General features: G+C 69.9%; 4 protein-coding genes. 2 read left to right on the top strand and 2 right to left on the bottom strand.

Going from position 1 to position 5,036, the window contains the following annotated elements:
* Together NBZ83_RS29980 and NBZ83_RS29975 are read left to right on the top strand one after the other, a co-directional pair.
* Positions 1-375, top strand: a 375-nt coding sequence (locus NBZ83_RS29980) for a GNAT family N-acetyltransferase (protein WP_261576301.1), incomplete at its 5' end; no start/stop codon positions are given.
* Positions 376-698: 323 nt separating this feature from the next.
* Positions 699-1,148: a nuclear transport factor 2 family protein gene (locus tag NBZ83_RS29975; RefSeq protein ID WP_261567716.1), complete on the top strand. Its 450-nt coding sequence runs from the start codon at positions 699-701 to the stop codon at positions 1,146-1,148.
* A gap of 73 nt (positions 1,149-1,221) precedes the next feature.
* Here the strand turns inward: NBZ83_RS29975 and NBZ83_RS29970 are convergent, their stop codons facing one another.
* Together NBZ83_RS29970 and NBZ83_RS29965 are read right to left on the bottom strand one after the other, a co-directional pair.
* Positions 1,222-2,847 carry an FAD-dependent oxidoreductase gene (locus NBZ83_RS29970; protein ID WP_261567715.1) on the bottom strand — a complete coding sequence of 542 codons (1,626 nt, stop codon included), beginning with the start codon at positions 2,845-2,847 and terminating at the stop codon, positions 1,222-1,224.
* A gap of 577 nt (positions 2,848-3,424) precedes the next feature.
* Positions 3,425-4,762, bottom strand: coding sequence for an ATP-dependent 6-phosphofructokinase (locus NBZ83_RS29965; RefSeq protein ID WP_261559443.1), 1,338 nt, complete (start codon positions 4,760-4,762; stop codon positions 3,425-3,427).
* Positions 4,763-5,036 lie beyond the last annotated feature (274 nt).

Below are 5,036 nucleotides of genomic sequence, written 5' to 3'. Positions count from 1 at the left end.
CCCCAAGCCCCGACCCGTAAGGCCCCGACGGTGTCCGCCGACCCGGCGGGGACCCCGCCGTCGGTGGCCGAGATCGGTGGGACGTGGCTGGCAGCCTCGGCCCAGCGCACGGCGGTCAACACCGAGGCGAAGCTGCTGCTGCTCGGCCACGCCTTCGATACCTGGGCGGCCCTGCGGGTGTGCCTGAAGACCGACGCACGCAACGCCCGCTCCCGGGCGGCGATCGAACGTCTCGGCGCCCGCTTCGAGGGCGTCCGCCGCGCCCACATGCTCGCCTTCGACGGCACGGCCCGCGACTCCGCCTACTACTCGATCCTCCGCGCCGAGTGGCCCGGAGTGCGAGCCGGTTTGATCGCCCGGCTCACCCGCCCCTGACACCCTGACACCTTCATCTGGGCATCCCCCCGCACTTTTCGACGACTACTTAAAGTAGCTGAATCCTCCGAAACGGCCTCTTCCCGCGGCGGAGCAGACACCGATCGGGTCACGCGGCCAGCCTGTCGGCATCGGATTCGGCGTAGGCCCGGTTCGGTCGGCCGCGTCCCCGCGTCGCCTGACATGCCCCTGCGGCTCTGGTGGTGCAAGGTGGAGATGCCGCGCGAGCGGGGACGTTCAGGGTGAACGCGTCGAAGGGATGTGCAGGTGCGCAAGGCGTCGATCAACGATGACATGATCGCGGGACCGTCGACGGTGGCCGCATGACCGCCCAGGGATCCACGGGTCGGCTGCTGGCCAAGCTCGTGGCCTCGGTACCGGCCACCATCGGTGCGCCGGACGTCCGTGCGCGCATCGCCGCGTACTACGCCAGCTATGCGGCGGGGGACGTCGCCGGCCGCGAGGCGCTGTTCAGCGACGACTGCCTCGTGGAGGATCCGGCCGGTTACGTCGTCGCCCGCGGCGCCGAAGCCCTGCACCGGTTCTTCGTCGAGGGAATTCCCCCGGACTGGTCGGTCGCGTTCCGGCTCGACCGCGTCGCGGTGGTGGGCAACGAGGCGGTGGCCACGACGCTGTCGGTCATCGACGCGGGCGCTCGAGGCGGGCTCGAGAATGTCGTCACCACGCACTTCGTGTTCGACGACGCCGGTCTCATCCGCAGTCTGCGCACCTTCTTCGATGCCGACTCGATGAACGACCCCTCGACGAACTGACCCCACGCGCCGCGAGGCCGGGCCCGCGGTGCGGGACCCGGCCTCCATGCCGATCGGTTCAGGCCACGCCGGTTCAGGCCACGCCGACGGGAGTCCGGCTGTGCGCGACCTGCTCGCCGGCGACGTAGGCCATGGTCATGCCCGTCCACAGCGTGGTGCCGCCGCCGGGGTAGCCCCAGCCGAGCGGGCTTGCCGCGGCGTTGCCCGCCGCGTACAGGCCCTCGATGACCCCGCCGCGCGCGCGGCGCACCTGGCCGTTGACGTCGGTGCGCAGGCCGCCGTTGGTGCCCAGCGTCCCCGGGTAGATGCGCACGGCGTAGTACGGGCCGCGGTCGACGGGACGGATCTTGGATCCGGTCATGCCGCGCGGCCGGTCGAAGTGCGGGTCGAGGCCGTCGGCCGCGTGCTTGTTGAACTCGGCGACGGTCTCGGTGAGGTGGTCGGCGTCGATGCCCAGCTGCTCGGCGAGTTCGGCGATGGTCTCGCCGGTCGCGACCCAGTCGGGGATGGGGTCGCCGGGCTTGAACGACAGGATCTGCTTGCGCGAGCGCACGCCCTCGTCGAAGACCATCCACGCGATCTCGTTCGGGAAGTCGATGGTCGTCGCGTCGAACTCACCGAAGGCGTGGGCGAAGTCGTGGTAGGGCTGGGCCTCGTTGACGAACCGGTCACCGTGGGAGTTCACGATGATGGTGCCGCCGGCCGCCCGTGCGTCGTCGAAGGTCGGCAGCGGAACGCCGAGGGTGAGGTCGGTCGGGTCCAGCATCGCGCCGGAACCCCAGAACGAGTGCATGTTGCCGAGCAGCGCCCCGGCCTCCATGCCCATGATCTGCCCGTCGCCGGTGGCGTGCTGGGGGCTGATCGGATACAGCTCGAAGCCGATGAACGCGGACACGAGCTCCCGGTTCCACTCGAACCCGCCGCTGGCGAGCACGACGCCGCGGGTGGTCTCGATGGTGGAGGTCGTACCGTCCGCGGCGGTGACCCGGATCCCGCGCACGACGCCGTCCTCGCCGAGGAGCTGCTCGGCGCGGGTCTGCATGCGCACCTCGATGCCCCGGTCGAGGACGCCGCGCAGCAGGCCCGCGACGATGGCGCTGCCCTTCGTGCGGACATCCTCGCGGTTGCGCCGCTCCAGCTCCTGCGGGGTGCGCTCGAGCTGCCCGATGTCCTCGGCGAGCATGTTGCGGGCCACCTGACCGCGCACGGCCACCTTGGTCTGGATGCGGGCGGCCCAGTCCGGCAGCAGCTCGCCCACCGGGAAGGGAAGCGGCTCGCACGAACGCCCGCCGTACTTCTTCCCCGGGATGTCGTAGGCGGCGTAGTAGTCCGGGTACTTCGCCATGGTCGTCATCTTCAGCGGGGTGTGCGTCTCGATGTACTCGAGCATCTCGGCGCCGCGGTCCACACACAGCTCGAGCAGCTCCGGGTCGGCGACCCGGCCGGACAGCCGGCGGATGTAGGCGAGCGCCTCGTCGCGGGTGTCAGAAATGTCGAACTCGGCCTGGTGCCCGTTCAGGGGCACCCACACGATCCCCGCCGAGACCGAGGTGCTGCCGCCGACCACGGCGGTCTTCTCCAGCACCAGCACACGCGCGCCGGCGTCGGCGGCGCGGACCGCCGCGGTGAGCCCGGCGGCACCGGTGCCCACCACGACCACATCGGTCGTCTCGTCCCATGAGGTGGGGGTCGTGTCCATCTGGCTCCTCGTCATCGCGGCTCTGCGTCAGAGTCCTCGTGCGGCGGCGGCGCCGTCGCCGCCCCGGGGCACGCGAGACTTCGAGGTTCGCGACCTGGGGCCGGCCGACGGGGGTGCACCCCGTCGGGGAGAGGAATAGAGCATCCTGAACATAACCGCGCCGTCAGAAACGGGCAACCGGCACCAGCCCAGGCGCATTCGGCCGGAGCCGGTGGCGTCGGGGGCGGCAGGTGATCCGCCTCGACCACAACATCCCGGCCATAGCTGCAATGTCAGAAACGGGCCGCCGTCCTGGCCCAGGCCGGCTCGGTCGGGCCGATCCCCCGTGGGATTGGTGGGCCCACTCGCATGGCGGGGCCAGGGAGTGCCCCCTCGCGGGTCACGATCCCTCTAGACAAGTGATTCCGAACCAGGGCAGGAGCCGATTGCGGTGCGTCCTGCACGGTCTGAGCCCCGAGATCGCGCAAAACGCACCGCAACGCACTTCCCGCGCACCGCAACCGGCCGTTACCGATCGATCGCGCGCGTTCACCAGCGGAGGCGGTCCAGGACTGAAGCCGGGCCGGGCCGGTGGGGACTACTCGAAGTGGGGGGGCTGGCCGGTGGCTTCGAGGACGGACATCCACAGGTCGCCGGCGGGGTCGACCTGGTTGCGCTGGCTGACGGCGAGGGCGATCGGGATGTGGATGAAGCGGCGGCGCCAGCGGCCGACGACCATCTCGGTGCGCCCGGACATCGCGGCGTGCACCGCGGCGTGGGCGAGCCGGATCGTGTAGACGTTGTCGTACGGGTTCGCCGGGACGCTGCGGATCGCGTAGCTGGGGTCGATGTACTTCAGGTTCAGCTCGACGCCCTCGGCGTCGAAGTGGTTCTTGATCCGGCGGGACAGCTCCGGGCCGACGTCGTGCAACTTGCGGTTGCCGGACGCGTCGGAACCCTCCGGCTGATCGGTGATGAGCTCCTGCCCGGCGCCCTCCGCCACGACGACGACCGCATGCCCACGCTCGACCACGCAGCGGCGCAGGTAGTTCAGCAGGCCGCCCTCGCCCTCCAGCTTGAACGGCAGCTCCGGGATGAGAACGACGTCGGCGTTACTCTTCGCCAGCGTCGCGTAACAGGCGATGAAGCCGGAGTGCCGACCCATCAGCCGGACAACGCCCATGCCACCGGGCGCGGACGTCGCCTCGGCGTACGCAACCCGGATCGACTCGGCCGCCTTGCCGAAGGCGGTCTGGAAGCCGAAGCTCTGATCGATGTAGGGGATATCGTTGTCGATCGTCTTCGGGATGCCGACGACGGCGATCTTCTCGCCGCGTTCGGTGGCCACTCGGGAAATCTCCTTGGCGCCCCGCAGGGTGCCGTCCCCGCCGATGACGAACAGAATGTTGATGTTCATCCGGGACAGGCAGTCGACGATCTCCCCGGGGTCCTGCTGGCCACGGGAGCTGCCGAGGATCGTCCCGCCGTCGTCGTCGATGCTGGCGACGCTCTCGGGGGTCAGGTCGACGACGTCGTGGCCGTAGCGGGCGATGAAGCCCTGGTAACCGTTGCGGAAACCGAAGATCCGCCGGACCCGGTAGTGCGAGGTCAGCTCCAGCACCAGCCCGCGGATGACGTTGTTCAGCCCGGGGCACAGGCCGCCGCAGGTGACGATGCCGACCCGGGTCTTGGACGGGTCGAAGTAGATCTTCCGACGCGGACCGGCCGGCTCGAACCCCGGCAGATCGGCGAGATCAACCTCGCGGGCAGCGATCATCGACGTGGTGTCGTCGTAGAGGACCTTGTCCGCCTCGTCGATGTAATGCTGCGTCGTCGGCCGCTCCCCCAACAAGGGTAGAAGGGGAGAATCTATTCGGCAGGCCCCCAGGGTCTTCACCGACAGATCGGCATTATCCACCAGCAGTGGCGCACCCACCGTTGCCCGGCCCTCACGTCTCGCTCGGCGTTTCGTCTCTTCGCGGCTTCACTCCATACATACCCCGGGCGAGCCGGCGACGGACGCCGCCGATCATCCCAGTTCTTCCAGACCGAGACTACCGGGCCAAACCAGCCGTCACGGGGGCATCGCCGGGTCAACCCGGTCACCAGCGGGCGGAAACATGCGCTTCATCGTCCGGAAACCGGCGTAACGCCCGCGGAACCCGCCCCGAACCTGTCCCCGGCGGACACCTCGGTGCCCGCTCGAGGCC

Origin of the sequence: Frankia gtarii (assembly GCF_025403375.1) — a bacterium.
Lineage (GTDB): Bacteria > Actinomycetota > Actinomycetes > Frankiales > Frankiaceae > Frankia > Frankia gtarii.
This window is presented reverse-complemented; position numbering and strand designations above follow the sequence as displayed.

Excerpts from the sequence above, each read along its gene's own strand:
- NBZ83_RS29975 (WP_261567716.1), top strand. The coding sequence starts at position 699 with ATGACCGCCCAGGGATCCACGGGTCGGCTGCTGGCCAAGCTCGTGGCC.
- NBZ83_RS29970 (WP_261567715.1), bottom strand. The coding sequence starts at position 2,847 with ATGGACACGACCCCCACCTCATGGGACGAGACGACCGATGTGGTCGTG.